This window comes from Pseudomonas sp. m6p (assembly GCF_055760375.1).
In genome coordinates, this window is sequence record NZ_CM147084.1 from 3,622,501 (window position 1) to 3,649,221 (window position 26,721).

Genomic DNA, 26,721 nt, shown 5'->3' on the forward strand with positions numbered 1-26,721 from the left:
AATCTGCCGTCAACCGTTAATTTCAGTTTTTCTGTCGAGACACCGAAAAAGCCAGCTATATATAGACGCAACGCCTCCGAATGCGCAGTATATTGCCCAACACCTAAAACAATACCCTGCTCTTACCTTCGGACGATGCCTCGCAATGACTGACCAACCTCGCTCCCTGGCCTCAACGCTGTTCCCGGTTGGCCTCTTATTAATAGCCATGGCATCCATCCAGTCTGGCGCCTCTTTAGCCAAGAGCATGTTCCCGGTAGTCGGCGCTCAAGGGACGACCACGCTGCGCCTGGTCTTCGCCAGCGTAATCATGCTGTTGTTGTTGCGCCCATGGCGCGCAAGGCTGACAGCTCAGTCGCTGCGGACAGTGATCGTTTACGGAATGGCGCTGGGCGGGATGAACTTCCTCTTCTATATGTCATTGCGCACCGTACCGCTTGGTATTGCAGTCGCGCTTGAGTTCACGGGTCCGCTGGCCGTCGCCATTTACGCCTCTCGCCGCGCTATCGATTTTCTCTGGATTGCCTTGGCGGCGGTCGGCCTGCTGTTGTTAATCCCGACTGGAGCAACATCCGCGGGAATTGATCTGGTCGGCGCCGGTTACGCCCTGGGCGCCGGCGTGTGCTGGGCGTTGTATATTCTGTTCGGCCAAAAAGCCGGTGCAGACAACGGCGTGACGACTGCGGCTCTGGGCGTGATGATCGCCGCACTGTTTGTCGCGCCGATCGGCATCGTGCATGCCGGCACCGCGTTACTGACCCCGTCGCTGATCCCTATCGCCATTGGCGTCGCCATCCTCTCAACGGCTTTGCCCTATACCCTTGAGATGGTCGCCCTCACCCGCATGCCTGCCCGCACCTTCGGTACCTTGATGAGCATCGAACCGGCCTTCGGCGCATTGTCGGGACTGCTGTTTCTGCGGGAGTACCTCACGCTGTCACAATGGATGGCGATCCTCTGCATTATTCTGGCCTCCGTCGGGGCAACCATGACCATGGGGAGCACCGCCAAGCCCGCCGTTGCGGCAGATTGAGACAGGATTTGACGAAGGTCTGGCAATTGGCGTTCATTTAGGCCATGTTTAGCCCCCTTAACTCAGTGCCAGACATGGATTTTTCGGACAGGGATATCAAACCGCTTAAAGCGCAGGCGAATACAGGCAGACCCGAGCGCCAGACTCGTGGCTACCATAAGGACGGTAATGAAACGAATTTTGATACTGATCGCTGTATTGGCAGTAGCGGGGTGCGCAGCGACCTCTAAGACCCAGGTGAAGCACGGTAAAAAAGGGCTGCACATCAACTGTTCCGGGCTGTCGTCCTCTTGGGACAAGTGCTACACCAGCGCCGCCAATTCCTGCGCCCCCAAAGGCTACAAGGTCATCGCCAAATCCGGGGACGCCGTGGAAGAGCCAGGCGATTACCCGTTCGGTCTCAATCCGGCTGGCTATACCAGCCGCAGCATGATCGTCATCTGCAAGTGAATCACTCTGGCTGCTCGCCTTGTCGAGCAGCCAGTTGACGCCCGATTTCCTCATGACTGGACTGCAATACCGTCTGTTGAATCTCCGGCGTCACCAGCATCCGCGCCACCACCAGTGCTCCGACACATTGCGACAGAATCGACCATGCCAGGCTGTCGCTTTCCAGGATTTGCGCCCAACTGGCTTGCAGCCGACAAATCCACAACTCTGCCTGCTCGCGAACCTGATCATCTGAACGGGCAATTTCCGCGCCCAGCGTCGGCAAGGCACAGCCCGATTCAGGCTGCTCCACGTGAGCCATGCTCAGGTACTGCTTGAGACAGCGTTCCAGCCGCTCACGGTCCTGCGCTCCCTTCCCCCCCAGCCGCTCCAGGCTCTGACACAGTTCGCGCTCGACGATAGCGGTGAACAGCTCGTTTTTCGACGAGAAGTGGCTATAAAACGCCGCGCCACTCAGGCCGATCGCCTTCATCAAACCATCGACACCGACTGTGGAAAAGCCCGAACGCTTGGCTGATAGCGCACTGCTGTTCAGCAATTTTTCTCGGGTTTCCAGCTTGTGACCGGCGGAATACCGCATGTGCTTTCCTCTTGATCGAGCGCCTTGACGTTGTCCGGATCCTAGCATAACGTTCGTTCACTTAACGATCGTTTACTAAAGGGGTTCACCCATGAATAACAACAAGAAGGTCGTATTAGTTGTTGGTGCCGGCGATGCCACCGGCGGAGCGATTGCCAAGCGCTTTGCCAGGGAAGGATTTGTCGCTTGCGTCACCCGGCGCAGTGCCGACAAATTGCAGCCGCTGGTCGACGCGATTTCGGCCGAGGGTGGAGAAGCACATGGTTTTGCCTGCGATGCACGCAAGGAAGAAGACGTCATTGCGTTGATTGAAGAAATCGAAACCCGCCTGGGTCCAATCGAGGCGTTTGTCTTCAACATCGGCGCCAACGTGCCTTGCAGCATTCTCGAAGAAACTGCGCGCAAGTATTTCAAGATCTGGGAAATGGCCTGTTTCTCGGGTTTTCTCAATGCCCGCGAAGTGGCCAAGCGCATGGTCACGCGCCAGCGCGGCACCATTCTGTTCACTGGCGCTACCGCCGGGCTGCGCGGTGCTTCCGGATTTGCCGCGTTTGCCGGCGCCAAACACGGTATCCGTGCACTGGCGCAAAGCATGGCGCGCGAGCTCGGGCCGATGAACATCCACGTCGCGCACGTGGTGGTAGATGGCGCCATCGACACCGACTTCATCCGCAACAGTTTCCCGGAGAAGTACGCGACCAAGGATCAGGACGGTATTCTCAATCCCGAACACATCGCCGAAAACTATTGGTATCTGCACAGTCAGCCACGGGATGCCTGGACCTTCGAACTGGATCTGCGCCCGTGGAACGAACGCTGGTAAGCCCCACCTCCTCCATAACAATAAATAGAGAGCAGCGAAGATGACGAAAACCGTGGAGTTCTATTTTGATCTCGGCAGCCCTGCCACTTACCTGGCCTATACCCAGTTGCCGAAGATCTGTGCCGAGACCGCGAGCCAACTGATTTACATCCCGATGCTGCTGGGCGGCGTGTTCAAGGCGACCGGCAACGCATCGCCGGCGATGATTCCGGCAAAGGGCCGCTATATGTTTCAGGATCTGGATCGCTACGCCAAGCGTTACGGCGTGCCGCTGAAATTCAATCCGCATTTTCCGATCAACACACTGATGCTGATGCGAGCCGTCACCGGCATCCAACTGCGCCAACCGGAACGCTTTCAGGTGTTTATCGATTGTCTGTTCAAGGCATTGTGGGTGGAGGGACGCCCGCTTGATGAGCCGGCAACTGTCGCTGCGGTATTGAGCGAGCACGGCTTCGACCCCAATGAAGTTCTGGCCCTGACCAACGATGAGACAGTAAAGGCAGCCCTGAAGGACAACACCGAAACAGCCATTAAACGCGGGGTGTTTGGCGCGCCGAGCATGTTTATCGGCAACCAGATGTTCTTTGGACAGGACCGCCTCGACTTCGTCGAAGAGGCCCTGCGTCAAGATTAGAAACAACACCCGGGCACTGCCGACAGCGCCCGGGTTTCAGCCATTCAGATCGCCACGGTGCGCGTGTTCAGCCACTCCAGCGCAGCGCCCTCCAGCAACGGACTCAGACGCTCACGCACTTCAGCATGGTAGGCGTTGAACCACTGCTTCTCTTCCTGGGTCAGCAAGGACGGCTCCAGACAGCGCGTGTCGATCGGACACAGGGTCAAGGTTTCAAACTTGAGGAACTCGCCGAACTCGCTGTTCCCCGCCTCGCGGTTCATCGCCAGGTTCTCGATGCGCACGCCCCAACGGCCCGGACGATAAGTGCCCGGTTCGATCGAGGTGATCATCCCCGCCTGCATCGCCGTTTGCGGTGCCGGTGCTGCCTGATAGGCGATCACCTGCGGGCCTTCATGCACGTTGAGGAAATAGCCGACCCCATGACCGGTGCCGTGACCGTAATCCACGCTTTCCGCCCAGATCGGTGCGCGGGCGATGGCGTCGAGCAACGGCGAGAGAATGCCTTTCGGGAACTGCGCCCGCGAAAGAGCAATCACGCCTTTGAGTACCCGAGTGCAGTCACGCTTCTGTTCAACCGTCGGCGTCCCCACTGGCACCATTCGGGTGATGTCGGTAGTGCCGCCCAGGTACTGGCCGCCCGAGTCGATCAGCAGCAAGCCGTCACCCTCGATCACCGCGTGTTCTTCTTCGGTGGCGTGATAATGCGGCATCGCGCCATTGGCGTTAAACGCGGCAATCGTGTTGAAGCTCAGCGACACGTAATCCGGACGACGCTCACGGGCAGCCGTGAGCTTCTCGTCGATGGTCAGTTCGGTGATGCGTTCACGACCCCAGGCCGATTCCAGCCAGGCGAAGAATTCGCACAACGCCGCGCCGTCCTGCTCCATGGCTTTGCGGATGTGCTGCGCATCAGCCTCACTCTTTTGCGATTTGGCGAGCGTGGTCGGGTTCAGGCCTTCGACCAGTTTCACCGCGCTGTCGAGGTTATCCAGCAAACCGCTGGTCACCCGCGCAGGATCCACCAACAGGCTGGCGCCGCCTGGTACAGCGCGCAAGGCGTCGGCGACTTCGCGGTAATCGCGCAGAGTCACGCCATCCTGCTCCAGCACTGCGCGCAACTCGGCGTCGACTTTGCTCAAGGCCACAAACAGGGTCGCTTGCTGTTGATTGATCAACGCGAACGACACAAACACCGGATTGAACGAGACATCGCCACCGCGCAGGTTGAACAGCCAGGCAATGTCGTCGAGGGTGGCGATGAAGTGCCAGTCAGCGCCACGTTCCCGCAAGGTCTCACGCAGTTTGGCGAGTTTTTCGCCACGGCTGACCGTCGCTTGCGGTGGCAGATGTTGATAGATCGGCGCGTCCGGCAGGCTCGGGCGGTCCGCCCAGACTTCATTCAGCAAGTCGATGTCAGTACGCAAACGCGCGCCGCGGGCTTCAAGCTTGCTGCTCAACGTGCGGGCCGAGGCAACGGCCATCACCGCACCGTCGACCGCGACCACGCCACCTTCAGGTGTCTGCTCGGCGAGCCAGTCCAGCGGACTCGGCTGACCCGGTTGCAGCTTGACCAGTTCGATGCCGCTGCCCTTGAGTTCCTTGGTCGCCTGTTCCCAGTAACGACTGTCGGCCCAGACTCCGGCGAAATCAGCAGTCACGATCAAAGTGCCGACCGAACCATGAAAGCCCGACAGCCATTGTCGCCCTTGCCAGTAACCCGGCAGGTATTCCGAGAGGTGCGGGTCCGCCGATGGCACCAGCAACGCATGAATGCCTTCGCGGCGCATCAGTTCACGGGTGTGCGCCAGGCGCTGGGGAACCGTTCCCTCGGTCAAAGTCTGGGTACTCATCATGTCTCCTGCCAATCACTTCATCGTTATTGTTCGTAGCCGTGAAAACCGGCTGGTTAAAGCCCTGTCGCCCAGAATGCCGGGGCACTCGCGCAGGCGCCTTTGATCAGTTCTGCCGCCTGATCGATATCGTCGGCGGTGGTGAAACGGCCGAGGCTCAGGCGAATGGTGCGACCGGCCAGCCGGGCATCGTGTCCCAGGGCCAGCAGCACGTGAGAGGGCGTGTTGCTCGCCGAGTTACAGGCCGAGGTCGCGGAAAAGGCGATCGACTGGCTCAAGGCCGCACTGTTGAATTCACCTTCGCTGAACGTCAGGCTCAGGGTATGCGGGATGCGCTGGCTATCGCTGCCGTTGAGGCGCACGCCAGGCAGGCTCGATAATTGTTCGAGCAAGCGCTCACGCAGCGCCACGATGGATGTTTTCTCCGCATCAAACGCCGCAGCGGCCAAGGCGAATGCCGCGCCCATGCCGGCGATCTGATGAGTGGCCAGCGTCCCGGAGCGCAATCCGCCCTCATGGCCACCACCGTGAATCTGCGCCTGCAAGCGCTGTTGCGCGCCGGGGCCGACGTACAACGCGCCGATGCCTTTGGGGCCGTAGAGTTTGTGTGCCGAAAACGACATCAAGTCCACCGGCCATTGCTGCAGATCAATCGCCACTTTGCCCGCACCCTGCGCGGCATCGACGTGGAACAACGCGCCACGGCCGCGCACGACTTCACCAATGGCCGGGATATCGTTGAGGGTGCCGAGTTCGTTGTTGACCAGCATCAGCGACACCAGAAAAGTGTCGTCGCGCATGGCTTCACTGACCGCTTGCGGGGTGATCAGGCCATCGGCGTCCGGCACCAGATAGGTCACCGCAACGCCGCCGTCCTGCAATTGCCGGGCGGTGTCGAGAATGGCTTTGTGTTCGATCTGACTGGTAATGATGTGGCCACCGGCAACGCCGCGCGCCTGCGCCACGCCCTTGAGGGCGAGGTTGTTGGATTCGGTGGCGCCGGAGGTCCAGACAATCTGCGCGGCCTCAGCGCCCACCAGTTCGGCGACTTGCCGACGGGCCTGCTCGACCGTTTGCCGGGCCTGCTGGCCAAAGGCATGGGAACTGGACGCCGGGTTGCCGAAATTACCGTGAAAACCCAGACAGTCGATCATCACCTGGATGACCCGTTCGTCCACCGGGGTGGTGGCGGCGTAATCGAAATACAGCGGACGTTTATTCATAAAAGACTCGCAGAGCGTGTTCCGGGATCAGGAGGCTCGTGTCTGCAAACGGCACAACGCAGCCTCGTGAGCTGCGCGTTGGTTCGAGAGCGTCATCAATACCTGATCGGATGCCGTTAAAGAAAAACAACTTCATTTAAAAGTGCGTAGGAACGCTCCTGAAGCCGAGCTTAACAGGCATCGGGCCGGCGGTTGAAGCAATGCATCAGTGAAAGCTTTCGAGAAGTAACGGGTACAGCGAAATCACCAACAGCGCCGCCATGCCCCAGTTGAACACGCGCAACCAGCGCGGCTCCTTCAGCACGTTGCGCAACAGCGTGCCACACGCCGCCCAGACGCCGACACTGGGCAGGTTGATGATGGCAAACACGGCGGCAATCACCACCACGTTGGTGAAATAACCCTGCATCGGCGTGTAGGTGCTGATGGCTCCGATGGCCATGATCCAGGCCTTGGGATTGACCCACTGGAACGCCGCCGCGCCGAGATAGCTGATCGGCCTGGCCTCGCCTTCGACGCCCTCGCCCACCGGCCCCGAGTGGGCGATTTTCCACGCCAGGTACAACAGATACGCGGCGCCGACATAGCGCAGCACCGTGTACAGAATCGGGTATGTCTGGAATACCGCGCCCAGGCCAAAGCCCACCGCGACCACCAATACGAAGAAACCGCAGGTGATGCCGAGCATGTGAGGAATGGTGCGGTTGAAGCCGAAGTTCACCCCCGACGCCAGCAACATGGTGTTGTTCGGCCCCGGTGTAATCGAGGTGACAAGGGCAAACAGGGCAAAGCCCAACAGCAGATCAAGCGAAAGGGTCATGGAGGGCAATCCGTCGGGGGTCATTCAGGTGTTGACCCTATCGCACAGCAGCCCGCAAACCCACGGACAGTTAGGCGAAAATACGAGCAGTACAGTGTTCGATCAACTTGGACGACCGTGCAGCTGTATCGCACGTCCGGCGCTCATTTCAGCTTTCTTGTCGAATTGCGATTCGCCCAGCAGTGCGGCTTTCTTCGCGTGATATTCGTCGAAGGACAAGCCGCTGCGATTCAGCGCTTCCATCGCCAGTTCGCGGGTTTCTTCGGCGGTGTAAGGCCGTTGTTCGGGGGAAACATGGGTCGCGCAACCGGCGAGTACGGAGACAGCGAGCAGCAGCGAAACAGTCAGTAAACGATTCATGGGGAGCGTCCTGGCGAGCGGTGGTAGTCGATGGACAAAGGCTACGCCCGCGCCCGGCCGGGCAAAAATCAACGCGCTCAATAGTGGCTATCAGGATTTCAGCTTTATCGCTCTCATATCCCCAAACGATCTATAAATATCGATTATCGTTCTTTTGCGGAATAACCAGCAGTCGCTATAAATCCCTGCACACGGCGAACAACTGTTGCTCCAGCAACTGTTGCCCATGCAACAGCAGATCAACAAACCCGCCTGATATCCGCACAACCGACTCACGCCAGAGCGCTCAGGCCCAAGTAAACCGGGCCTTTAAGGAATTGGTACAGCGCTTGCTCAAGCCTTGGCACTGACTCACTGCTCGCTGAGCAACTGTTGATAAAAGGAACTGATCATGTCGCGTCCCCTGAAAGTCGTCGCCCTCTCCGGCGGCACCTGGCGTCCATCACGCACGCTGGTGCTGACCCAAGCGCTGTTGGCCGAACTGGCCGGGCACTTGCCGGTCGAGAGTCATCTGATCGAGCTCGGTGACATCGCCCGCCCGTTGGGTGGTGCCCTGTCGCGTCAGGAGCTTAGCGCCGAGGTCGAGGCCGAACTGCAAGCCATCGAACAGGCCGATCTGCTGATCGTCGCCGCGCCGGTGTATCGCGGTTCCTACCCGGGACTGCTCAAGCACCTGTTCGACCTGATCGACCTCAACGCGCTGATCGACACCCCGGTGCTGCTCGCCGCCACCGGCGGCAGCGAGCGTCATGCGCTGGTGCTCGATCACCAGTTGCGGCCGCTGTTCAGTTTCTTCCAGGCCGTGACCCTGCCCATTGGCGTGTACGCCACCGAGGCCGATTTCGCCGACTACCAGATCACCAGCGAACCGCTGAAAGCGCGGATCCGCCTGGCCGCCGAACGCGCCGCGCCGCTGTTCGGCACGCAAATCAAACCGTTGCTGAAAATCGCTTAAGGAGCTGTTCATGGATGTTTTCTGGTTCCTGCCGACCCACGGCGACGGGCATTACCTGGGCACCACCCAAGGCGCACGCCCGGTCACCCTGAATTATCTGAAACAAGTGGCGCAAGCCGCCGACAGCCTCGGCTACCACGGCGTGCTGATTCCCACCGGGCGCTCCTGCGAAGACTCGTGGGTGATCGCTTCGGCGCTGGTGCCGTTGACCGAACGCCTGCGTTATCTGGTAGCGATCCGCCCGGGGATCATTTCGCCCACCGTTTCGGCGCGCATGGCGGCGACGCTCGATCGACTGTCCAACGGCCGCCTGCTGATCAACGTGGTGACCGGCGGCGACCCTGACGAAAACCGTGGCGACGGCAGCTTCCTCAGCCACAGCGAACGCTACGAAGTCACCGACGAATTCCTCAAGATCTGGCGCCGGGTGTTGCAAGGCGAATCGGTGGATTTCGAAGGCAAACACCTGAAAGTACAGAACGCCAAGGCCCTCTATCCGCCCGTGCAGAAACCCTATCCGCCGCTGTATTTCGGCGGCTCGTCCGACGCCGCGCATGATCTCGCTGCCGATCAAGTCGACGTGTACCTGACCTGGGGCGAACCGCCCGCCGCCGTCGCCGAAAAACTTGCCGATGTGCGAGAACGCGCCGCTCGTCATGGGCGCAAGGTGAAGTTCGGTATTCGCCTGCACGTCATCGTTCGCGAGACCGCCGAAGAAGCGTGGAAAGCCGCAGACAAACTGATCGAGCACATCAGCGACGAGACCATCGAGGCCGCGCAGAAATCCTTCTCGCGCTTCGACTCCGAAGGCCAGCGACGCATGGCAGCGTTGCACGACGGGCGTCGCGACAACCTGGAAATCGCCCCCAACCTGTGGGCCGGTGTCGGTCTGGTACGCGGCGGTGCCGGTACCGCGCTGGTGGGCGATCCGCAGCAAGTGGCCGCGCGGATCAAGGAGTACGCCGACCTCGGTATCGAGAGCTTCATCTTCTCCGGTTATCCGCATCTGGAAGAGGCTTACCGCTTTGCCGAACGGGTGTTCCCGCTGCTGCCGGAACCTTACGCGAGCCTGGCCGGACGCGGCGTGACCAACCTGACCGGGCCGTTTGGCGAAATGATTGCCAACGATGTGTTGCCCACCAAGTCCTGACCCAACACAACTCTGTAGGAGCTGCCGCAGGCTGCGATCTTTTGACTTTGTTTTTTACAAGCAAGATCAACAGATCGCAGCCTTCGGCAGCTCCTACAGGACAGTTGTAAAACATAGGAGATTTGGTGTGACCGCCAAACCACAAAGCACCCTGCTCTCCCCGCTGCAGACCGCCCGTCAACTTGCAGCCGAATTTGCCCTGACCGCCGTCGAACGTGACGAGCGCGGCGGCACGCCGAAGGCCGAACGCGATGCCCTGCGCGACAGCGGCCTGCTGGCGCTGAGCATTCCCACCCGTTACGGCGGCCTCGGCGCGACATGGAGCGAAACCCTGCAAGTCGTGCGCGAGTTCGCCAAGGTCGACAGTTCCATCGCCCACGTTTTCGGTTTTCATCACCTGATGCTCGCCACCGTGCGCCTGTTCTCGCGGCCCGAACAATGGCAGCCGTGGTTCGAACAGACCGCGCGGCAGAACTGGTTCTGGGGTAACGCCCTCAACCCGCTCGACACCCGCACTGTGGTCAAGGACTTCGGCGGTTGGCGCGAGTTTTCCGGGAAGAAAAGCTTCTGCTCCGGCGCCAGCGATTCGCAGATGTTGATCGCTTCCGCCGTCGACGAAAGTGCCGGCGGTAAGTTGCTGATCGCGGCGATCCCCAGCGGTCGCAGCGGCATCACTCTGCACGACGACTGGAACAACATCGGCCAGCGCCAGACCGACAGCGGCAGTACCACGTTCGAACGGGTGCGGGTCGAAGAATCCGAGCTGCTGCTTGATCCCGGCCCGTTGAGCACGCCGTTCGCCTGCCTGCGTCCGCTGATCGCGCAACTGACCTTCACCCACATGTTTCTCGGGATCGCCGAAGGTGCCTTTGCAGAAGCCCGGCAATACACCCTGAGCGAAACCCGGCTCTGGCACAAATCCGCCGCTCGCGACGTGCGTGAAGATCCTTACGTGCTCGCGCATTACGGCGAGTTCTGGGTCGCACTGGAAGGCATTCGTCTGCTGGTCGAGCGGGCGGCCGCGCTGCTCGACGAGGCCTGGGCCAAAGGCCCGAACCTGACCGCAGAAGAACGTGGACATCTGGCCACGGCGATTGCCACCGCCAAGGTCGCCGCCAGTCGTCAGGGGCTGGAGATCTGCAGCCGTTTGTTCGAAGTCACCGGCGCGCGTTCAACCCACGCCTCGCTGCGTCTCGATCGGCATTGGCGCAACCTGCGCACGCAGACTCTGCACGACCCGCTCGATTACAAACTCCACGAGCTGGGCGACTGGGCGCTGAACCAGGCGCTGCCAGTGCCGACGTTCTATTCCTGATCTTGCCTTTAATGGAGCGAGTCCCATGCAACTGCTGACCCTTCCGCCCTCACCCGGTCTGGCGACGTCGATCCGTGCCACCGCGCAGGTCTTTGAAGACCCGAAATCCCAGGCCTTGCTGGCGCATCTGAACCAAATCGCGCCGAGCGAAGCCAGCGTCCTGATCATCGGCGAGACCGGCACCGGCAAGGAACTGGTGGCGCGTCATATTCACAATCTGAGCCACCGCCGGCATCGGCCGTTTGTCGCAGTCAACTGCGGCGCCTTCTCCGAATCACTGGTGGAAGCCGAGCTGTTCGGCCATGAAAAAGGCGCGTTCACCGGCGCGCTCAGCGCCAAGGCCGGCTGGTTCGAAGAGGCGGATGGCGGCACCTTGTTCCTCGACGAAATCGGCGATTTGCCAATGGCGATTCAGGTCAAGTTGCTGCGCGTGTTGCAAGAACGCGAAGTGGTGCGCCTCGGCTCGCGCAAAAGCATTCCGATCGATGTGCGGGTGCTGGCCGCGACCAACGTGCAACTGGAGAAAGCGATCAATGCCGGCAACTTCCGCGAAGACCTGTTCTACCGTTTGAACGTGGTCAATCTGGAACTCAGTCCGCTGCGCGAACGGCCCGGCGACATCCTGCCGCTGACCCGGCATTTCATCGAGGCCTACAGCCAGCGCCTGGGTTACGGACGGGTCAACATCAGACCCGGTGCCGAACAGAAACTGCGCAGCTACAGTTGGCCAGGGAACATCCGCGAACTGGAAAACGTCATCCATCACACCCTATTGATCTGCCGCAATGGCGTGATCGAGCGCGACGATCTGCGCCTGTCCAACCTGCGCATCGAGCGCGCGGACGATCAGCAGTCGAGCGCCGACGATTCACCGGAAGCGTTGCTGGAGCGAGCCTTCCAGAAGCTCTTCGAGCAACAGGCCGGCGCCCTCCACGAAAAGGTCGAAGACGCCTTGCTGCGCGCCGCCTATCGTTTCTGTCATTACAACCAGGTGCACACCGCCGCGCTGCTTGGTCTGAGCCGCAACGTCACGCGCACACGGCTGATCAAGATCGGCGAACTGGCGGTGAACAAGCGGCGGCTCACGGAGAATCTGCACGGTGAACGCCTGATCCAGTTGTCGATCTAGCCGACCAGATTGCAGTGCAGCGCATCGTCATGACTGCGGGCGATGCTGCTCAACACCTGAAATGAATTGAAGGTCACGGTTTTCGCCTGATGGGCGCGGATCAGCTGCCAGAAATCCTGCTCGCCGCTTTCATAGCGACAGAACGCCGCCTCCCCGGCTTCGCGGCTTTGCCATTGCAGCAAGCTCAGCACCCGCCGACCGTCGTCGCTGACCTGGACGCTGGCGCTGACAAAGCCTGCGTAGCGCTGCGCCAGATGTTCGCTCTGCTGCGACAGCGCACAAACCAATGCCGGCTGCTGACGCGGCTCGATCTCGAATTCGATCAATTGGGTAAAGCTGCGATTTTTCGCTGAGGTTTGCATGAGAAGTCCCCACTCATCGTAAGCCGAGTCTTGCGACTCGAAGACCTGCAGGGTAAAACCTCTAGTTAAGTCAAGGTCAAGAGCCCTTTGCAAAATGATCACTCCGGAAAACCTGCACAAACAGCTCACCGTCGGCGAAGTCGCCGCGCGCAGCGGTGTCGCGGTCACTGCCCTGCACTTTTATGAAGCCAAAGGCCTGATCAAGAGTCAGCGCAATGCCGGCAATCAGCGTCGTTATCCACGGGCGGTCTTGCGCCGAGTGGCGTTGATCAAGGTCGCGCAACGCCTGGGTATTCCGCTGGCGGAGATTGGCGAGGCGCTGAAGAGACTCCCCGACGACCGCGCACCAACCGCAGCGGACTGGAAAATCCTCTCCGAGCAATGGCGCCGCGAGCTGGATGAACGGATTAATCAGCTGACCTTATTGCGCGACCGGCTTACCGGTTGCATCGGCTGCGGCTGTCTGTCGATGGAAGCTTGCCCGTTGCGCAACCAGGGCGATGTGCTCGGTGAGAAAGGGCCGGGGGCGCACTTTCTCGGCTGACGGCTCGTCGGGGAAAATTTCTGGCCGCGCAGACAGTTCTATAGTGAATCTTCCACAAATCCAGTGGAGCCCTACCTCGCAAAACAAAAACAGGGAGAACGTCATGAGCGTCAAACCCATTCCCGAGGGGTATCACAGCATTACCCCGTACCTCGGCATCCTCAAGGCCGCCGAAGCCATCGAGTTCTACAAGAAAGCCTTCGGCGCCACGCAGGTCATGCGCCTGGACATGCCCGACGGGCGCGTCGGCCACGCCGAGCTGCGCATTGGCGACAGCGCGATCATGCTCGGCACACCGTGCGATCAAGGGCCGTTGAGCGATCCGGACAATGCCGTGTCGGTCGGTTTGCATCTGTATGTCACCGATGTCGACAAGTCCTTTCAACGGGCACTGGAGGCCGGGGCGAAAGCGGTGTCCGAGGTCAAGGATCAGTTTTATGGTGACCGCAGCGGAACGCTGAAGGATCCCTATGGACACGTGTGGTTTCTCGCCACGCGCAAGGAGGACCTGACGGAAGAGCAGATCAAGCAGCGGGCGATGGAGATGTTCAGTCAGGGTTGAGATTTTCAGGGTTTGGGCTGGCCTCTTCGCGGGCAAGCCCGCTCCCACAGGGATCTTTGGTGTTTACACGATTGGTGTCACACAGAAAAACATTGTGGGAGCGGGCTTGCCCGCGAAGGGGCCGGCACTGCCGACACACATCACACTTCATGAACCTGTACACCACGCTTCAACCCTTGCCCCGAATGCCGAACACTTTCAGGATGCATCCCACCCGCACCTGAACAAGGATCAGCCCGATGTTTGCCGGATTCGTCAAAGACCAGCGCCACGTCAACGGCGTCGACATCGCCTATCGCCTCGGTGGCAGCGGCCCGGGGCTGTTGCTGTTGCACGGACACCCGCAGACCCACGTGATCTGGCACAAGATTGCCGAGCAGTTGGCGGAGCATTTCACCGTGGTCGCCGCCGACCTGCGCGGCTATGGCGACAGCGCCCGACCGGCTGCCGATGAACTGCACCGCAACTATTCAAAACGCGAAATGGCCAGAGACAATCTCGAGTTGATGCAGGCGCTGGGCTTCGAACAGTTTTCGATTCTGGCCCACGACCGTGGCGCGCGGGTCGGCCATCGCCTGGCCCTCGACCACCGCGCTGCGGTGCAACGGATGATGCTGCTGGACATCGCCCCGACCCTGGCAATGTACACGCAGACCAACGAAGCGTTCGCCCGCGCCTATTGGCACTGGTTCTTCCTGATCCGCCCGGCGCCGTTGCCGGAAACCCTGATCGAAGCCGATCCCGAATGCTATCTGCGCAGCGTCATGGGCAGCCGCAGCGCCGGACTCACGCCGTTCACCGAGCCAGCGTTCGGCGAATACCTGCGGTGCCTGCAACGTCCCGGCAGCGCCCGGGGCATCTGCGAGGACTACCGCGCCAGCGCCAGCATCGACCTGGAACATGACCGGGCCGACATCGCCGCCGGCCATCATCTTGACTTGCCGCTGCGGGTGCTGTGGGGCGCGCAAGGCACGGTCGGGCGTTGCTTCGACCCGCTCAAGGAATGGCAGCACGTGGCAACCAACGTCAGTGGCAAAGCGCTGCCCGCCGGGCATTATCTGGCCGAGGAAGTACCCGAACTGTTGCTCGCCGAAGCCCTGGATTTCCTGCGCTGAATCGAGCGTTCCCCACCGATGCTATGCTGGCGGCTTGTGCCGCCAGTGCCCGCCCCCACATGTCCCAGAACCAAGACCCCGTGCCCCTGCCCGAAGACCTGCGGGTGCTGCTGACCGTGATCCGCAAGAACGGTTTCGCCGCTGCCGCCGATGAACTGGGCCTGTCCCCGGCCTACGTGAGCAAACGCATCCAGATTCTCGAATCGACCCTCGGCACCCGACTGCTGCACCGCACCAGTCGCCGCGTGTCGCTGACCGAAGACGGCGAGCGGGTGCAGCGCTGGGCCTTGCGCATCCTCGATGATTTCCAGCAACTGCGCGACGACCTCGCCGACGCCCACGACAGCCCACGCGGGCGCTTGCACATCTGCAGCAGTTTCGGTTTTGGCCGTAATCATGTGGCGCCTGCGGTTTCACGGCTGGCCGAGCGGCACCCGCAGCTGCAGATTCGCCTGGACTTGTTCGACCGTGCAGTGGACATCGTCAACGAGGGCTTCGACCTGGAAATCCGCGTCGGCGACGACCTGCCCGGCCAGCACATCGGCCGGCAACTGGTGAGTAATCGCCGGGTGTTGTGCGCAGCGCCCGAATACCTGCAACGCCGTGGCACACCGCAAACGCTGGAGGATCTGCAACAGCATGACTGCCTGGTAATCAAGGAGCGCGACAACGCCTTCGGCGTCTGGCATCTGGATCGTGACGGCACGCAGGAAAGCGTGCGGGTCAGTGGGCCGCTGTCTTCCAACAACGGCGAGATCGTCCTGCAATGGGCGCTCGACGGACGCGGGGTGTTGCTGCGTTCATTGTGGGATGTGAAACCGTTGCTGGAACAGGGCCGACTGCTGCCGGTGCTGGCCGATTACAGCCAGAGCGCCAACGTCTGGGCGGTGTACCCGACGCGGCTGGCCAACTCCGGAAAGCTGCGGGCGTGTGTGGAGTTCTTGCAGGGGCATTTCAAGGATCTTTCTCTCTAGCCCAGCTCCCACAGGGTCAAAGGGGTGTCAGGCCAGCCATGGGTTGGCGGCCAGGTGTTCTCGTTCGAACGCCTCGATCTGCGCTCGCCGCTGCAAGGTACTGCCAATCGCATCCAGCCCCAGCAATAGCGCGGTCTTGCGCAAGCCGTCAATCTGGAAATCGATGACTTCACCGTCCGCCAGACGAATCTGCTGCGCCTCCAGATCCACACTGATCTGTGCCGTTTCAGGCTGACTCACCAACCGGCCAATGCGCTGTACCTGCGCTTCATCCAGCGTGATCAGCAACACCCCGTTGCGCTGGCAGTTGTCGTAGAAGATCCCGGCGAAACGGCTGCCGATCAGCGCGCGAATGCCCATTTGCTGCAGCCCCCACACCGCGTGTTCGCGGCTGGAACCGCAGCCGAAATTCGCCCCGACCACCAGAAAACTCGCGCCCTGCCACGCCGGTTGGTTCAACACGAATTCCGGGTTGGGCGTGCCGTCGGCGAGAAAGCGCAGATCGAAAAACAGCCCACGATCCAGCCCCTGACGGTCGATGCCCTTGAGGAATTGCTTGGGCATGATCACGTCGGTGTCGACGTTGGCCGCGAGCAGTGGCGCGGCCCGGCCGCTGACTTGCGTGAAGGGTTGCAGACTCATGGGCGTTCTCCAAAGTGGCGGATGTCGGTCAGATGGCCACTGATCGCGGCGGCGGCGACCATCGCCGGGCTCATCAGGTGCGTACGCGCCCCGGCACCCTGGCGGCCTTCGAAGTTACGGTTGGTGCTGGAGGCGCAACGGTCGCCGGGCGCGAGCACGTCATCGTTCATCGCCAGGCACATCGAGCAGCCGGACTGACGCCATTCGAAACCGGCGTCGATAAAGATCTGCGCCAGCCCTTCAGCCTCGGCCTGAGCACGCACTTCGCTGGAGCCGGGCACGATCATCGCCCGCACATGCCCGGCCACCCGCCGCCCGCGCACAACGCTGGCAGCGTCACGCAAATCCTCGATCCGCGCGTTGGTGCAGGAGCCGATAAACGCGTGACTGATGACAATATCGCGCAGCGCCATTCCCGGCTCCAGGCCCATGTAATGCAGGGCGCGGCGCATGTCCTGACGCAGGATCGGATCGTCGATGCTTTGCGGGTCCGGCACCTGCGCGCCGATCGGCGCCGCCTGATCCGGGCTGGTGCCCCAGGTGACCATCGGTTCCAGCAGACTGGCGTCAAGGTGGATTTCGCGGTCGAACACGGCGCCGGGATCGCTGCGCAGTTCACGCCATTTTTCCACGCCGCGCGCTAACAGTTCGCCTTGCGGTGCGCGGGGTTTGCCGTTGAGATAAGCAAAGACTTTTTCATCCGGCGCCATGAACGCACCACGTGCGCCGGCTTCGACCGCCATGTTGCAAATGGTCATCCGCGCTTCGACGCTGAGGGCATCGATGGTCGAACCGCAGAATTCGATGGCATAACCCGTGGCACCCGACGCACCGATGCGGCCGATCAGCGCCATGATCACATCCTTGGACGTCAGCCCCGGTGCCAGTTCGCCCTCCACCGTCACGCGCATGCTTTTCAGACGCTTGTAGACCAGCGTTTGCGAGGCCAGCAAGTGCTCGATTTCCGAGGTGCCGATACCAAATCCGAACGCCCCCAGCGCACCGTAGGTGGTGGTGTGGCTGTCGCCCGCGGCGATGACCATGCCCGGCAGAATAAAGCCCTGCTCCGGGGCGATCACATGCTCGATGCCCTGACGCTTGTCGAGGATATCCAGCAGTTCGATGCCGAAGTCCCGGCAGTTTTCCGCCAGATACGCCACCTGCCGCGCACCGCCGGCATCGGGCATCGCCGCCACCCGTTGCGGCGTGGTCGGGTTGACGTGATCGACCACCGCCAGCGCCGTGCCCGGCCGCCAGACCTTGCGCCCGGCGGCGCGCAGACCGCTGAACGCCTGAGGGCTGGTGTATTCGTTGATCACCTGGCGATCGATATACAGCAGCACATGGCCCTGATCGTCGAGGCGGCACACGGTGTGCGAATCGATGTGTTTGTCGTAGAGGGTTCTGGGGTTCATCAGGGGGCTCACTAGGGGAATCGAGTGATTTCCATCATAAGGAGCGCGAACCGGCCATCAATTGCCCGACAGTGAGAGCGCCATTCATGAATCGTGTTTGATCGCCTGCCCGCAAAAATCCTGTAGGAGCTGTCGAGTGCAACGAGGCTGCGATCTTTTGATCTGTTGTTTAAAGATCAATATCAAAAGATCGCAGCGTGCCGCAGCTCTTACAGGGGGATGTCGTCGCCCCCTGCGAAGTGCGAAACATTTGCTTTCATATCACCTTTCGGGATTTGTCCGGCTCATCCGTCCTATAGAGATGCAGGCCGTTCGCACAGGCAACCGCCACGACCGCGCCTTTTTGCGGACACCCGCGCTGCGAAGCCCGTAGCCGCGTGCCCTTTCATCGAAATCAAGACGCGCAATCATGTCGAAGAAATCCCGTTCCAAACTGTGGTTCCTGGTGCATAGCTGGCTCGCGCTGCCGATCTGGTTTTTTGTCCTGATCGTCTGTGTCACCGGCACACTGGCGGTGGTCAGCCAGGAAATCGTCTGGCTGGCCAACCCGCAGATGCGCGCCAGTCAACCGTCGGAGGATGCGCCGCGGCTCAGTTACGATCAGGTGCTGGCCGCGATCAAACAGGCCGAACCGCAGACGCTGGTGGAAAGCATCAGCCGTCCCGACGAGTCGCACTTCGCCCTCGATGTCGAGGTCAGCTACCCCGACGGCCGTACCCAGACGGTCTACGTCAACCCGTACACAGGGGTGATTCAAGGCCCGGCGCCGGACTTCAACTTCAAGGCGTTCACCCGCGCCCTGCACGGCTGGTGGCTGGTGCCGTTCACCAACGGCTTCAGCTGGGGCTGGTACCTGGTGTCGTTCCTCGGCCTGCCGATGCTGGCCTCGCTGGTCACCGGGTTGGTGGTCTACAAACGATTCTGGAAAGGCTTCTTCAAGCCCACCCTGCGATTTCGCCACGGCGCGCGGATCTTCTGGGGCGATTTCCATCGACTGAGCGGCATCTGGTCGATCTGGTTCATCGCGGTGATCTCGATCACCGGCACCTGGTTTCTGATCCAGGCCATTCTGGCCGACAACCAGGTGTCCATCAGCAGCGAGCCGATCATTCCCGCCATGTCCCGGGAAAGCGTACCGATGTCGAGCGACGCCAGTCCTGCCCCACGGATCAGCCTCGATCGCGCGGTACAGATCGCCGAACAGCACATCCCCGGGCTGGAAGTCAGCTTCGTCAGCCTGCCGGGCAATGCCTACAGTCACCTGAGCGTTGGCGGTCGCGGCTGGTATCCGCTGATGTTCCAGACCGCCACGCTCAACCCGTACAACGGTGACATGGCCGCCACCCGACTGCTGACTGACCGCTCTTCGCTGGAGTTCGTCACCGAGTCGATGCGACCGCTGCACACCGGTGATTTCGGCGGTCTGTGGATCAAACTGATCTGGTTCTTCTTCGGCCTGCTGCTGAGCATGATGGTCCTCAGCGGCCTGTTGATCTGGACCAAGCGCACCGCGCTGGCCACCGCCAACGCCCTCAAGCGCGAAAATAAAAAGGCCCGCAGCCCCCGCGTCAGCCGTGAACCGGCGGAGGTCAGCCTGTGAGCCCGTCCAATCGCACTGCCCAACCGTCCGCCCTGCGCCGCTTCTGGCACAAATGGCGCTTTCACCTGAACGCCTTGTTGCTGCTGATTCCGCTGGGGTTCATGCCCAAGTACTTCGCCGATGCCGCGCTGTTTCGCGGTGACGTCGGCCTCGGTGAACATGAGGTCGGCGAGATCCAGGTCGGCCCGTGGAGCCTGCGCCTGGCCGAACTGCGTAACGAAGCACCGCGCCTGAGCGGCCCCGCCGGTTACATGAAGGACTTCAATGCCGCCCTCTGCGATGCCTGTGTCGAACAGGTCAAGGCCACCTACCTGCGCATCGGCAAACCGCGCAGCCTGCGCGCCGCCGGGGTGATTTTCTTTGGCACGCCGTATCGCATGGGCGCGCAATTGCCGGTGGCGGAAAAGACCAAGGCCGATGCCGAACTGTGGATCACCATGGAAGGCTGGGACGGCAGCCTGCACCAAGCCTCGATTCCCCTGAGCCAGGCCTCTCCCGCGACCCTCGCCTGGCTGACCAAACAAGGAGCCAAACCATGAACCGCGTTCAACGCCCTTCCCGCCTGCGGTTGCGCGCCGCGTTGCTGCTGCTGTGCGCAGGTTTCAGCGCCGGCGCCCTGGCCCATAACCCGATGTGCGAATGCAAAGCCGTTGATGCCGAGCAGATCAAATGCACCGGCGGCTTCTCCGACGGCAGCGGCGCGCCGGGGGTGACCCTCGATGTGATCGGTTACGACGAAACCATTCTGCTGCCGGGCAAGCTCGGTGCCGACTCGACCGTGACGTTCAAAAAACCGGCGGCCGAGTTTTATGTGCTGTTCGACGCCGGCCCCGGCCACGTCGTGGAAATCGACCAAGCCGACATCGAGGCCCCATGAGTACGCCCACCACCCAAGTCGTCCGCCCGGCCGGTGCCGGCCATGAAACCCTCAATGTTCTGCTGTTGTGTTTGCTGATCCTTGCCGTCGCCGGCTCGGTGGTGGCGTGGCGCGGGGTGTCCCATGAACCGGAACCGGTTGCCAGCCATCAGCTCGATGCGCGGCGCGACCTCAGCGCCGCCGAGCAAGGCATCTACGCCGACCTGCGGGTGACCCTCGATGAAATCCGCCTGCTGCGTGCAGAACAGCAAAGCCTGCCGACGCCACAGACCCTGGCCGAAGAAGGTTTCGCCCCGTTCGCCCAGGACGCCAGTTCGGTCAGCCGTGGCGGGCATGCCTGGCAATTGCTGGCGGACACCGCCTATTTCGGCCACAGCCAGGCGCCCGCCGTCGCCGGTTCATTCGTGATGCGGCTGAGCGCCGACGCCACTGCCGCGCCGGACATCTGGCTCAACCGCGCTGCCGAGCTGCAGACGCCCGCCGACCTCACCGACGCCGCGTTGTCCGCTGCTGGCTGGAAACAGATCGTCGCGCAGTTCGATGCCGGCGTGACTCGCGAGCATCGCCACTGAACCTTCGCCTTCACCCGAGAGAAGACCGCTTGCCCATGCTTATTTCCCTGACTCGCCGTCCCCTCCTGCGCACCTTGCTGTTTGGCCTGTGCGCGTGCCTGCTGAGCCCGCTGGCCAGCGCCGATCCGGGCAAACGCCTGCGCATCGGCATCACCCTGCACCCGTACTACAGCTATGTGGCGAACATTGTCGGCGACAAGGCCGAGGTGGTACCGCTGATTCCCGCCGGTTTCAACCCGCACGCCTACGAGCCACGCGCCGAGGACATCAAGCGCATCAGCGGGCTGGACGTGATCGTGCTCAACGGGGTCGGCCATGACGACTTCGCCGACCGCATGATCGCCGCCAGCGAAACGCCGAACATCAAGACCATCGAAGCCAATGAAAACGTGCCGCTGCTGGCGGCCACCGGTACCGCGGCGCGCGGCGCCGGCAAAGTGGTCAACCCGCACACCTTCCTGTCGATCAGCGCCTCGATTGCCCAGGTCAACAACATCGCCCGCGAGCTGGGCAAGCTCGATCCGGACAACGCCAGGACCTATACCCAGAACGCCCGCGCCTACGGCAAACGCCTGCGGCAGATGCGCGCCGATGCCTTGGCCAAACTGACTCAGGCACCGAACGCCGAACTGCGTGTGGCCACGGTGCATGCGGCTTATGACTATCTGCTGCGCGAATTCGGTCTGGAAGTGACGGCCGTGGTCGAACCGGCCCATGGCATCGAACCGAGCCCGAGCCAGTTGAAAAAGACCATCGACCAACTGCGCGAGCTCGACGTGAAGGTGATCTTCTCCGAGATGGATTTCCCTTCGACCTACGTCGAAACCATCCAGCGTGAGTCCGGGGTGAAGCTGTACCCGCTGTCGCACATTTCCTACGGCGAATACAGCGCCGACAAGTACGAAAAGGAAATGACCGGCAACCTCGACACCGTGGTGCGGGCGATTCAGGAGTCCGGGGCATGACAGCAAAAGAAACCCTCTCTGACACCCCACCATCCCCTGTGGGAGCGAGCCTGCTCGCGAAGGCGCCGGGTCAGCCAACATCTTTGTCGAATGACACACCGCATTCGCGAGCAGGCTCGCTCCCACAAGATGACCGGCAACCTCGACACCGTGGTGCGGGCGATTCAGGAGTCCGGGGCATGACAGCAAAAGAAACCCTCTCTGACACCCCACCATCCCCTGTGGGAGCGGGCTTGCTCGCGAAAGCGTCCGGTCAGTCAGCATCATTATTGAATGACACACCGCATTCGCGAGCAGGCTCGCTCCCACAAGGATTGGGGCCGACTCTGGATTTTGCAGAAGTCTCTCTGACCCTCGGGCGCACCACGATCCTCGACAACGTGACCTTCCAGGTTCAGCCCGGTCACGTGCACGCTCTGGTCGGCCCCAACGGCGGCGGCAAGAGCTCGCTGATCAAGACCCTGCTCGGGCAGATGCCGCACCAAGGTCAACTGAGCCTGCACTGGCCCGGTCAACCCGGGACCATCGGTTACGTGCCGCAGGCGCTGGAGTTCGATCGTGGCCTGCCGATGACCGTCGACGATTTCATGGCCGCGATGTGTCAGCGCCGGCCGGCTTTTCTCGGTTTGAGCAAGCACTACGCCAACACCATCGGCGAGGCGCTGGAACGGGTCGGCATGCAGGACAAACGCAAGCGGCGCATGGGCGCGCTGTCCGGTGGCGAACGCCAGCGTGTGTTGCTCGCTCAAGGCTTGATCCCGGCCCCGCAATTGCTGGTGCTGGATGAGCCAATGTCGGCGCTCGACGAAGCCGGAATTCAGGTCTTCGAACGCCTGCTCGGCGACTGGCGCGCGGCTGGCATCACCGTGCTGTGGATCGAGCACGATCTGGAAGCGGTAAAGCGTCTGGCCGACCGGGTCACCGGTCTCAACCGCCGCGTGCTGTTCGACGCCACGCCGCAACAGGCGCTGACTCCGGAGCGACTGCTGAGTCTGTTTTCCACCCATCCACGGAGCGCGGTCTGATGAGTTACGAAGCCTTTCGTCTGATGGTTCAGGGCTGGGCGTCGTCCGGCTACCTGCCGGAAGCGCTGGCCTACGGCTTTGTGGTCAACGCATTGCTCGCCGGCCTGTTGATCGGCCCGGTGCTCGGTGGCCTCGGTACGCTGGTGGTGGTCAAGCGCTTTGCGTTTTTCTCCGAAGCGGTCGGCCACGCGGCGCTGACCGGCGTGGCCATCGGCATTCTGCTCGGCGACCCCTACACCGGGCCGTACGGCAGCCTGTTCGGCTACTGCCTGTTGTTCGGCATCCTGCTCAATTACCTGCGCAACCGCACCGGTCTGGCGCCCGACACCCTGATCGGCGTGTTTCTCTCGGTGTCGCTGGCCCTCGGCGCGAGCCTGCTGCTGATTCTGGCCGGCAAGATCAACGTGCACATTCTGGAGAACGTGCTGTTCGGTTCGGTGCTCACCGTCAATGGCAATGACCTGCTGGTGCTGGCCATCGTCGGTTCGTTGGTCATGGCCCTGGCGTTGCCGCTGTACAACCGGATCATGCTGGCCAGCTTCAACCCGCAACTGGCGGCGGTGCGCGGCGTCGCGGTGAAGACTCTGGATTACCTGTTCGTGATTCTGGTGACGCTGATCACCGTCGCGGCGGTGAAGGTCATCGGCGCGATTCTGGTCGGCGCATTGCTGGTGATTCCGGCGGCGGCAGCACGCTTGCTCAGCCAGTCGCTCAAGGGCTTCTTCTGGTGCTCGGTGCTGATTGCCACCGTCAGCACGCTGTGCGGAATTCTCGCGCCGATCATCTTCGACCTGCCGATCCCGTCCGGCGCCGCGATCATTCTGGTCGCCGGCATCGCCTTCGCCCTCGCCGCCATTGCGCGCGGGGTTGTTCCGAGTCTGAAAGGGAACCTTGGATAAATGACTTTCTCACTGCGAAAACTGACCCTGGCCATGGCCCTGTGCGGCGTGGTCGGCAGCCCGTTGCTGGCGGCTGAAAACCCTCAACCGCTACGCGTACTGGCCTCGCTGCCCATCACCTACGGCCTCGGCGAAGTGCTGCTCAAAGGCACCGACGTCAGCCTGGAACGCGCGGCCCCGGCCAATCTGCCGGGCAGCCGTCAGACTGCGTACTTCACCGGTCGCGGCGCACCGGCGCTGGGCAAACTGGCAGGCGATGCCGATGCGGTGATCGGCGTGCGCTCGCTGTGGGCGGATGATCCGCTGTACCCGATCGCACGGCGCAGCAACATTCGCATTGTCGAGGTCGACGCAGCACGTCCGGTGGACGGCGCCCTGCCGGGGATCGCTGTGCAGCCGGGGCTGAAGGTCGATGGCTTGAACAGTCAGCCATGGCTGGCGAGCAACAACATGGGACGGATGGCGGACGTGATCGCGGCGGATCTGGTGCGCCTGGCGCCGTCGGCCAAACCGAAGATCGAGGCCAATCTGGCGGCGCTGAAACAGCGCCTGCTCAAGCTCAGCGCCGACAGCGAAGCGCGCCTGGCCGAGGTCGACAACCTCAGTGTGCTGAGCCTCAGCGATCACTTCGGTTACCTGATCGGCAGCTTGAATCTGGAGCTGATTGGTCAGGATCCAAGGCCGGATGCCGAGTGGACAACCGAGGACTTGAAGAAACTCACGTCGACGCTCAAGGACAATGACGTGGCCGTGGTCCTGCATCATCGTCAGCCGTCGGAGGCAGTGAAGGCGGCGATTGCCGAGTCGGGCAGTCGTTTGCTGGTGTTGAGCACCGATGCAGAAGATCCGGTGGCGGAGCTGGAGGGGAATGTCGATTTGCTGCTCAAGGGATTGAGCGGCGGGCCTTCGGCATAAGATCAAAAGATCGCAGCCTTCGGCAGCTCCTACAGGGTGTGAGTATTCCCATGTAGGAGCTGCCGCAGGCTGCGATCTTTTGAAAGCCATGAAAAAACCCGCTGACTGTCACCAGTCCAGCGGGTTTGTTTTTGCCTGTCAGATTACTGAGCAGCCGTCTGCCCTTCCATCTTCTGGCGCAGGCTCAGCGGACGCATGTCGGTCCAGACCTCTTCGATGTAGGCCAGGCATTCCTTCTTCAGGCCGCTCTTGCCCACGGTGCGCCAGCCTTGCGGCACGGCTTTGTAATCCGGCCAGATCGAGTATTGCTCTTCGTGGTTGACCACGACCTGAAAGAGGATGTCCTCGCGGTCGAATACTGACGTCATGCTGGTTCTCCATCGTTGTGAGGGTGGGCTGCAGCCGAGTGCAGCCGGTTATGTAGAAAGAACGTCCGGCGCTGCGAAAAATTTACTCAGCGGCAGTGGCAGCGGCCAAGGCCCGGCCAAAGATCTCGGCGACACGGTCGATTTCGGCGGCGGTGATCACCAGCGGCGGCAGGAAGCGCACCACCGCGCCATGCCGGCCGCCCAATTCGAGAATCAGCCCGCGCTTGAGGCATTCGCGCTGCACCAGCGGTGCCAGACGTGCGAACGCGGGTGGATGATCGAGCGCATCCGGTGCGCCATTCGGGTCAACCAGCTCGACGCCGAGCATCAAGCCACGCCCGCGAATGTCGCCCAGTTGCGGAAAGTCGCGTTGCAGGATGCGCAGGTGTTCGCCCAGGCGCTCACCCATGGCGGCGGCGTGTTCGCAGACCTTGTGTTCGAGCAGATAACGCATTACCGCGGAACCGGCGGCCATCGCCATCTGATTGCCACGGAACGTGCCAGCGTGGGCACCCGGCTGCCAGGTGTCGAGCCAGTCGCGATAGACCACCACCGCCAATGGCAGGCTGCCGCCGATGGCTTTGGACAACACCACTACGTCGGGGACGATACCGGCGTGTTCGAAGGCAAACATTTTGCCGGTACGGGCGAAACCGCTCTGGATCTCATCGACGATCAGCGCCACGCCAGCCTTCTCGGTTATCCGGCGCAAACCGCGCAGCCACTCGACATCAGCCGGAATCACCCCGCCTTCGCCCTGCACCGCCTCGACAATCACCGCTGCTGGCAACTGCACGCCGGCTTCAGGATCGTTGAGCAGGTTTTCCAGATAACTCAGGTTGGCTTTGATCCCGGCTGCGCCGCCGAGACCGAACGGGCAACGGTAGTCGTACGGAAACGGCATGAACTGCACACCGTTGCTGAGCAAGGCGCCCAGCGGCTTTTTCGGCCCCAGGCTGCCCATCAGGCTCAAGGCGCCCTGGCTCATGCCGTGATAACCGCCGGAGAACGACAGCACCGTGCTGCGCCCGGTGGCGGTGCGTACCAGTTTCAGCGCGGCTTCCACCGCATCGGTGCCGGTCGGGCCGCAGAACTGGATTTTCGCTTCGGCCGCGAGTGCCGGCGGCAGCAAACCGAACAGGTCTTGGACGAACTGATCCTTCACTGGCGTGGTCAGGTCGAGGGTGTGCAGCGGCAGCTCATCGGCGAGCACTTGCTGGATCGCCTCGATCACCACCGGGTGGTTGTGCCCCAAGGCCAGCGTGCCGGCACCGGCCAGGCAGTCAATGAACGTACGCCCTTCGACATCCTCGACGTACAGGCCCTTGGCGCGTTTGAGGGCCAGCGGAATGCGTCGCGGGTAGCTGCGGGCATTGGATTCCTGCTGGCTCTGTCGGGCCAGCAGCGGCGATTCGTTGAACTGGTACAGGGTTTCCGCCGGCGTGGCGGTGATCCGCCCCGACGACTCTTCGATAAGGCTGGTGGCGACTGACATCTCTCGACCCCTCAATACGCTATGGATAGTGACCAAAACAGCACACCGCACAGGTGCGCGTTC

30 protein-coding genes are annotated in these 26,721 nt (G+C 61.8%); 20 read left to right on the forward strand and 10 right to left on the reverse strand.

Annotated features, from left to right (window positions below; all coding sequences use genetic code 11):
- Positions 1–145 precede the first annotated feature (145 nt).
- Together rhtA and ACYZUM_RS16380 are read left to right on the forward strand one after the other, a co-directional pair.
- Positions 146–1,033 (forward strand): threonine/homoserine exporter RhtA, encoded by an 888-nt coding sequence (rhtA, locus tag ACYZUM_RS16375; RefSeq protein ID WP_108183353.1) that lies wholly within the window; start codon positions 146–148, stop codon positions 1,031–1,033.
- A gap of 168 nt (positions 1,034–1,201) precedes the next feature.
- On the forward strand, positions 1,202–1,483 hold the full coding sequence (locus ACYZUM_RS16380; RefSeq protein WP_041069802.1) for a hypothetical protein: 282 nt from the start codon (positions 1,202–1,204) through the stop codon (positions 1,481–1,483).
- Between the two features lies 1 nt (position 1,484).
- Here the strand turns inward: ACYZUM_RS16380 and ACYZUM_RS16385 are convergent, their stop codons facing one another.
- Positions 1,485–2,063, reverse strand: a complete 579-nt coding sequence (locus ACYZUM_RS16385; protein WP_086794366.1) for a TetR/AcrR family transcriptional regulator — start codon at positions 2,061–2,063, stop codon at positions 1,485–1,487.
- Positions 2,064–2,154: 91 nt separating this feature from the next.
- Here ACYZUM_RS16385 and ACYZUM_RS16390 point away from each other — a divergent pair, with 91 nt between their 5' ends.
- Positions 2,155–2,886, forward strand: coding sequence for an SDR family oxidoreductase (locus ACYZUM_RS16390; protein WP_086794364.1), 732 nt, complete (start codon positions 2,155–2,157; stop codon positions 2,884–2,886).
- A gap of 40 nt (positions 2,887–2,926) precedes the next feature.
- Positions 2,927–3,523: a 2-hydroxychromene-2-carboxylate isomerase gene (locus ACYZUM_RS16395; protein WP_108183354.1), complete on the forward strand. Its 597-nt coding sequence runs from the start codon at positions 2,927–2,929 to the stop codon at positions 3,521–3,523.
- A gap of 44 nt (positions 3,524–3,567) precedes the next feature.
- Here the strand turns inward: ACYZUM_RS16395 and ACYZUM_RS16400 are convergent, their stop codons facing one another.
- The 4 genes from ACYZUM_RS16400 to ACYZUM_RS16415 form a co-directional block, all read right to left on the reverse strand.
- Complete coding sequence (locus tag ACYZUM_RS16400) at positions 3,568–5,376, reverse strand: aminopeptidase P family protein (protein WP_108183355.1); 1,809 nt, start codon at positions 5,374–5,376, stop codon at positions 3,568–3,570.
- A gap of 56 nt (positions 5,377–5,432) precedes the next feature.
- Positions 5,433–6,599: an aminotransferase class V-fold PLP-dependent enzyme gene (locus ACYZUM_RS16405; protein WP_108183356.1), complete on the reverse strand. Its 1,167-nt coding sequence runs from the start codon at positions 6,597–6,599 to the stop codon at positions 5,433–5,435.
- A 205-nt stretch (positions 6,600–6,804) separates the two neighbouring features.
- Positions 6,805–7,419 carry a LysE family translocator gene (locus tag ACYZUM_RS16410; protein WP_108183357.1) on the reverse strand — a complete coding sequence of 205 codons (615 nt, stop codon included), beginning with the start codon at positions 7,417–7,419 and terminating at the stop codon, positions 6,805–6,807.
- 102 nt (positions 7,420–7,521) lie between these two features.
- The gene (locus tag ACYZUM_RS16415; RefSeq protein ID WP_041069780.1) at positions 7,522–7,779 is read right to left on the reverse strand and encodes a hypothetical protein; all 258 of its coding nucleotides are present in this window, start codon (positions 7,777–7,779) and stop codon (positions 7,522–7,524) included.
- 391 nt (positions 7,780–8,170) lie between these two features.
- Here ACYZUM_RS16415 and msuE point away from each other — a divergent pair, with 391 nt between their 5' ends.
- From msuE to ACYZUM_RS16435, 4 genes are all read left to right on the forward strand, one after another.
- On the forward strand, positions 8,171–8,734 hold the full coding sequence (gene msuE / locus ACYZUM_RS16420; protein WP_047599911.1) for an FMN reductase: 564 nt from the start codon (positions 8,171–8,173) through the stop codon (positions 8,732–8,734).
- Between the two features lie 10 nt (positions 8,735–8,744).
- Positions 8,745–9,884, forward strand: a complete 1,140-nt coding sequence (gene ssuD / locus ACYZUM_RS16425) for an FMNH2-dependent alkanesulfonate monooxygenase (protein ID WP_473060851.1) — start codon at positions 8,745–8,747, stop codon at positions 9,882–9,884.
- Between the two features lie 127 nt (positions 9,885–10,011).
- On the forward strand, positions 10,012–11,199 hold the full coding sequence (locus tag ACYZUM_RS16430; RefSeq protein ID WP_108183358.1) for an acyl-CoA dehydrogenase family protein: 1,188 nt from the start codon (positions 10,012–10,014) through the stop codon (positions 11,197–11,199).
- Positions 11,200–11,224: 25 nt separating this feature from the next.
- Positions 11,225–12,328, forward strand: a complete 1,104-nt coding sequence (locus ACYZUM_RS16435; protein ID WP_108183359.1) for a sigma-54 interaction domain-containing protein — start codon at positions 11,225–11,227, stop codon at positions 12,326–12,328.
- On the opposite strand, the gene ACYZUM_RS16440 is transcribed toward ACYZUM_RS16435, so the two are convergent.
- Positions 12,325–12,690: an antibiotic biosynthesis monooxygenase gene (locus tag ACYZUM_RS16440; RefSeq protein WP_041069765.1), complete on the reverse strand. Its 366-nt coding sequence runs from the start codon at positions 12,688–12,690 to the stop codon at positions 12,325–12,327. The two genes, ACYZUM_RS16435 and ACYZUM_RS16440, sit on opposite strands and share 4 nt — an antisense overlap.
- Before the next feature lie 94 nt (positions 12,691–12,784).
- Here ACYZUM_RS16440 and soxR point away from each other — a divergent pair, with 94 nt between their 5' ends.
- The 4 genes from soxR to ACYZUM_RS16460 all read left to right on the forward strand — a co-directional run bounded on the left by soxR (position 12,785) and on the right by ACYZUM_RS16460 (position 15,885).
- Complete coding sequence (gene soxR, locus ACYZUM_RS16445; RefSeq protein ID WP_047295338.1) at positions 12,785–13,234, forward strand: redox-sensitive transcriptional activator SoxR; 450 nt, start codon at positions 12,785–12,787, stop codon at positions 13,232–13,234.
- A 103-nt stretch (positions 13,235–13,337) separates the two neighbouring features.
- Positions 13,338–13,796, forward strand: a complete 459-nt coding sequence (locus ACYZUM_RS16450; RefSeq protein ID WP_108183360.1) for a VOC family protein — start codon at positions 13,338–13,340, stop codon at positions 13,794–13,796.
- A 239-nt stretch (positions 13,797–14,035) separates the two neighbouring features.
- Positions 14,036–14,911, forward strand: coding sequence for an alpha/beta fold hydrolase (locus ACYZUM_RS16455; protein ID WP_108183361.1), 876 nt, complete (start codon positions 14,036–14,038; stop codon positions 14,909–14,911).
- A 23-nt stretch (positions 14,912–14,934) separates the two neighbouring features.
- Positions 14,935–15,885, forward strand: a complete 951-nt coding sequence (locus ACYZUM_RS16460; protein ID WP_108183362.1) for a LysR substrate-binding domain-containing protein — start codon at positions 14,935–14,937, stop codon at positions 15,883–15,885.
- 27 nt (positions 15,886–15,912) lie between these two features.
- Here ACYZUM_RS16460 and leuD read toward each other — a convergent pair whose 3' ends face one another.
- Both leuD and leuC read right to left on the reverse strand, forming a co-directional pair.
- Complete coding sequence (leuD, locus tag ACYZUM_RS16465; protein ID WP_108183363.1) at positions 15,913–16,527, reverse strand: 3-isopropylmalate dehydratase small subunit; 615 nt, start codon at positions 16,525–16,527, stop codon at positions 15,913–15,915.
- On the reverse strand, positions 16,524–17,942 hold the full coding sequence (leuC, locus tag ACYZUM_RS16470) for a 3-isopropylmalate dehydratase large subunit (protein WP_108183364.1): 1,419 nt from the start codon (positions 17,940–17,942) through the stop codon (positions 16,524–16,526). Before leuC ends, leuD begins: the two co-directional genes overlap by 4 nt.
- A 409-nt stretch (positions 17,943–18,351) precedes the next feature.
- Here leuC and ACYZUM_RS16475 point away from each other — a divergent pair, with 409 nt between their 5' ends.
- The 8 genes from ACYZUM_RS16475 to ACYZUM_RS16510 all read left to right on the forward strand — a co-directional run bounded on the left by ACYZUM_RS16475 (position 18,352) and on the right by ACYZUM_RS16510 (position 24,795).
- Entirely contained in the window at positions 18,352–19,542 is a 1,191-nt protein-coding gene (locus ACYZUM_RS16475) for a PepSY-associated TM helix domain-containing protein (protein ID WP_108183365.1), read from the forward strand.
- Positions 19,539–20,081, forward strand: a complete 543-nt coding sequence (locus tag ACYZUM_RS16480) for a hypothetical protein (protein WP_041069742.1) — start codon at positions 19,539–19,541, stop codon at positions 20,079–20,081. The genes ACYZUM_RS16475 and ACYZUM_RS16480 overlap by 4 nt, the downstream gene beginning before the upstream one ends.
- The gene (locus ACYZUM_RS16485; protein ID WP_041069739.1) at positions 20,078–20,419 is read left to right on the forward strand and encodes a hypothetical protein; all 342 of its coding nucleotides are present in this window, start codon (positions 20,078–20,080) and stop codon (positions 20,417–20,419) included. Before ACYZUM_RS16480 ends, ACYZUM_RS16485 begins: the two co-directional genes overlap by 4 nt.
- On the forward strand, positions 20,416–20,991 hold the full coding sequence (locus ACYZUM_RS16490) for a DUF6162 family protein (protein WP_108183366.1): 576 nt from the start codon (positions 20,416–20,418) through the stop codon (positions 20,989–20,991). The genes ACYZUM_RS16485 and ACYZUM_RS16490 overlap by 4 nt, the downstream gene beginning before the upstream one ends.
- 35 nt (positions 20,992–21,026) lie before the next feature.
- Positions 21,027–21,956 carry a metal ABC transporter substrate-binding protein gene (locus ACYZUM_RS16495; RefSeq protein WP_108183367.1) on the forward strand — a complete coding sequence of 310 codons (930 nt, stop codon included), beginning with the start codon at positions 21,027–21,029 and terminating at the stop codon, positions 21,954–21,956.
- 179 nt (positions 21,957–22,135) lie between these two features.
- On the forward strand, positions 22,136–22,981 hold the full coding sequence (locus ACYZUM_RS16500; RefSeq protein ID WP_108184421.1) for a metal ABC transporter ATP-binding protein: 846 nt from the start codon (positions 22,136–22,138) through the stop codon (positions 22,979–22,981).
- On the forward strand, positions 22,981–23,880 hold the full coding sequence (locus ACYZUM_RS16505) for a metal ABC transporter permease (RefSeq protein WP_108183368.1): 900 nt from the start codon (positions 22,981–22,983) through the stop codon (positions 23,878–23,880). The genes ACYZUM_RS16500 and ACYZUM_RS16505 overlap by 1 nt, the downstream gene beginning before the upstream one ends.
- The gene (locus ACYZUM_RS16510) at positions 23,881–24,795 is read left to right on the forward strand and encodes a metal ABC transporter substrate-binding protein (RefSeq protein ID WP_108183369.1); all 915 of its coding nucleotides are present in this window, start codon (positions 23,881–23,883) and stop codon (positions 24,793–24,795) included. It begins immediately after the preceding gene.
- Positions 24,796–24,938: 143 nt separating this feature from the next.
- On the opposite strand, the gene ACYZUM_RS16515 is transcribed toward ACYZUM_RS16510, so the two are convergent.
- Together ACYZUM_RS16515 and ACYZUM_RS16520 are read right to left on the reverse strand one after the other, a co-directional pair.
- Positions 24,939–25,163, reverse strand: a complete 225-nt coding sequence (locus ACYZUM_RS16515) for an MbtH family protein (RefSeq protein ID WP_047295362.1) — start codon at positions 25,161–25,163, stop codon at positions 24,939–24,941.
- Between the two features lie 82 nt (positions 25,164–25,245).
- Positions 25,246–26,658 (reverse strand): aspartate aminotransferase family protein, encoded by a 1,413-nt coding sequence (locus ACYZUM_RS16520; protein ID WP_108183370.1) that lies wholly within the window; start codon positions 26,656–26,658, stop codon positions 25,246–25,248.
- Positions 26,659–26,721 lie beyond the last annotated feature (63 nt).

Bases quoted from the DNA above. Each gene is read 5' to 3' on its own strand.
- ACYZUM_RS16390 (WP_086794364.1), top strand. From the start codon at position 2,155: ATGAATAACAACAAGAAGGTCGTATTAGTTGTTGGTGCCGGCGATGCC.
- ACYZUM_RS16400 (WP_108183355.1), bottom strand. From the start codon at position 5,376: ATGAGTACCCAGACTTTGACCGAGGGAACGGTTCCCCAGCGCCTGGCG.
- ACYZUM_RS16450 (WP_108183360.1), top strand. From the start codon at position 13,338: ATGAGCGTCAAACCCATTCCCGAGGGGTATCACAGCATTACCCCGTAC.
- ACYZUM_RS16485 (WP_041069739.1), top strand. From the start codon at position 20,078: ATGAACCGCGTTCAACGCCCTTCCCGCCTGCGGTTGCGCGCCGCGTTG.
- ACYZUM_RS16510 (WP_108183369.1), top strand. From the start codon at position 23,881: ATGACTTTCTCACTGCGAAAACTGACCCTGGCCATGGCCCTGTGCGGC.
- ACYZUM_RS16410 (WP_108183357.1), bottom strand. From the start codon at position 7,419: ATGACCCTTTCGCTTGATCTGCTGTTGGGCTTTGCCCTGTTTGCCCTT.
- ACYZUM_RS16455 (WP_108183361.1), top strand. From the start codon at position 14,036: ATGTTTGCCGGATTCGTCAAAGACCAGCGCCACGTCAACGGCGTCGAC.
- leuD (WP_108183363.1), bottom strand. From the start codon at position 16,527: ATGAGTCTGCAACCCTTCACGCAAGTCAGCGGCCGGGCCGCGCCACTG.
- ACYZUM_RS16520 (WP_108183370.1), bottom strand. From the start codon at position 26,658: ATGTCAGTCGCCACCAGCCTTATCGAAGAGTCGTCGGGGCGGATCACC.
- msuE (WP_047599911.1), top strand. From the start codon at position 8,171: ATGTCGCGTCCCCTGAAAGTCGTCGCCCTCTCCGGCGGCACCTGGCGT.
- ACYZUM_RS16515 (WP_047295362.1), bottom strand. From the start codon at position 25,163: ATGACGTCAGTATTCGACCGCGAGGACATCCTCTTTCAGGTCGTGGTC.
- ACYZUM_RS16435 (WP_108183359.1), top strand. From the start codon at position 11,225: ATGCAACTGCTGACCCTTCCGCCCTCACCCGGTCTGGCGACGTCGATC.
- leuC (WP_108183364.1), bottom strand. From the start codon at position 17,942: ATGAACCCCAGAACCCTCTACGACAAACACATCGATTCGCACACCGTG.
- ACYZUM_RS16405 (WP_108183356.1), bottom strand. From the start codon at position 6,599: ATGAATAAACGTCCGCTGTATTTCGATTACGCCGCCACCACCCCGGTG.
- ACYZUM_RS16460 (WP_108183362.1), top strand. From the start codon at position 14,935: ATGCTGGCGGCTTGTGCCGCCAGTGCCCGCCCCCACATGTCCCAGAAC.
- ACYZUM_RS16490 (WP_108183366.1), top strand. From the start codon at position 20,416: ATGAGTACGCCCACCACCCAAGTCGTCCGCCCGGCCGGTGCCGGCCAT.
- ACYZUM_RS16505 (WP_108183368.1), top strand. From the start codon at position 22,981: ATGAGTTACGAAGCCTTTCGTCTGATGGTTCAGGGCTGGGCGTCGTCC.
- ssuD (WP_473060851.1), top strand. From the start codon at position 8,745: ATGGATGTTTTCTGGTTCCTGCCGACCCACGGCGACGGGCATTACCTG.
- ACYZUM_RS16380 (WP_041069802.1), top strand. From the start codon at position 1,202: ATGAAACGAATTTTGATACTGATCGCTGTATTGGCAGTAGCGGGGTGC.
- ACYZUM_RS16495 (WP_108183367.1), top strand. From the start codon at position 21,027: ATGCTTATTTCCCTGACTCGCCGTCCCCTCCTGCGCACCTTGCTGTTT.
- ACYZUM_RS16475 (WP_108183365.1), top strand. From the start codon at position 18,352: ATGTCGAAGAAATCCCGTTCCAAACTGTGGTTCCTGGTGCATAGCTGG.
- soxR (WP_047295338.1), top strand. From the start codon at position 12,785: ATGATCACTCCGGAAAACCTGCACAAACAGCTCACCGTCGGCGAAGTC.
- ACYZUM_RS16385 (WP_086794366.1), bottom strand. From the start codon at position 2,063: ATGCGGTATTCCGCCGGTCACAAGCTGGAAACCCGAGAAAAATTGCTG.
- ACYZUM_RS16440 (WP_041069765.1), bottom strand. From the start codon at position 12,690: ATGCAAACCTCAGCGAAAAATCGCAGCTTTACCCAATTGATCGAATTC.
- ACYZUM_RS16395 (WP_108183354.1), top strand. From the start codon at position 2,927: ATGACGAAAACCGTGGAGTTCTATTTTGATCTCGGCAGCCCTGCCACT.
- rhtA (WP_108183353.1), top strand. From the start codon at position 146: ATGACTGACCAACCTCGCTCCCTGGCCTCAACGCTGTTCCCGGTTGGC.
- ACYZUM_RS16415 (WP_041069780.1), bottom strand. From the start codon at position 7,779: ATGAATCGTTTACTGACTGTTTCGCTGCTGCTCGCTGTCTCCGTACTC.
- ACYZUM_RS16500 (WP_108184421.1), top strand. From the start codon at position 22,136: ATGACAGCAAAAGAAACCCTCTCTGACACCCCACCATCCCCTGTGGGA.